The sequence below is a fragment of the Vibrio sp. 970 genome (assembly GCF_033339075.1).
On sequence record NZ_JAWOTW010000116.1, the window covers coordinates 1 to 960 of the forward strand.

Genomic DNA, 960 nt, shown 5'->3' on the forward strand with positions numbered 1-960 from the left:
TTGTGTTCATGAAGTTGTCTCGTTTGTCTTGGATGAGGCAAAGATAAGGGAAGAGATGAAAAGCAGATAATCGCATTTGTAGGACGCCATCCTACAAATGGTGTAAGTAAAATCTGAGCCTTGTTCTGCACCGAAAACCGAAGAGTGATGCGCTTGCTACTTAAAGCCTGAACAGTAGAGCTATTGCCAGCTCATCAATGTCCATGAATGCCCGTTTTTGTTCATGTTAGACAAGGAATCATTGAATCATTGAATCTTTGACTAAGTTTACTCAAGGGCAGTGTTCGTCGATTTGGCCGGAAACGATTAATGCCCTGACGATAGCAGTTTAGAGTTCGAGCTTCGACTTCACATCAACTCCATTGATGATCGTTTACCAACATTGCATTTGGTGAATAAGAGAATTAATCAACTCTTCAAAGAGAATCATGTTGAAATCTCTTACCCTCAAATTGATGTTCACATGAAGCATGCAGATCAGAAAAAGCGCTGACTTGTAACACTTCGGCGCATTCCTATGTCACCAGCTCCCAAAGGTGATGAGCTCTGTGAGTGAAGCTTTTGATGGTTGTCTATTACGTCCTTATGCGATGAAACCGTTTGTAGGGTTAGGTCCTACATAAGCGATTGGTTGAGGTAACGCTTTTCGATAATACTGACCATATCAACGAGCAATAATCCAATTTACTTCCTATTGAAAAGGAAAATGGACATGACAAAACATTCAAAAATTTTCGCTGGCGTCGCTTCAGCAATTTCCTTTACTGCGGGCGTTTCAGCTTGGGCGGCAGGCGATCAAGACTTTAGCTCAATGCAGATGAAAGGCGTGGAGCAAATCGAAGTTAAGGTCGACTTAGATGGGGCCGCAAAACGCCTATCAAAAGCGGTGTAATTCCCAACAATTTCCAATCAAGATCGCAGTGATTTTGCACAAGATGTTTACACGATTACGGCAATTCA

Annotated in this window: 2 pseudogenes; both read left to right on the plus strand. The window is 42.1% G+C overall.

From position 1 onward, the window contains the following. Nucleotides 1–328: 328 nt before the first annotated feature. A pseudogene (locus R7Q11_RS29890) lies at nucleotides 329–493 on the plus strand (hypothetical protein); the annotation flags it as partial. A gap of 219 nt (nucleotides 494–712) precedes the next feature. Then, nucleotides 713–889: pseudogene (locus R7Q11_RS25115) on the plus strand (peptidase M20); the annotation flags it as partial. Nucleotides 890–960: the final 71 nt, after the last annotated feature.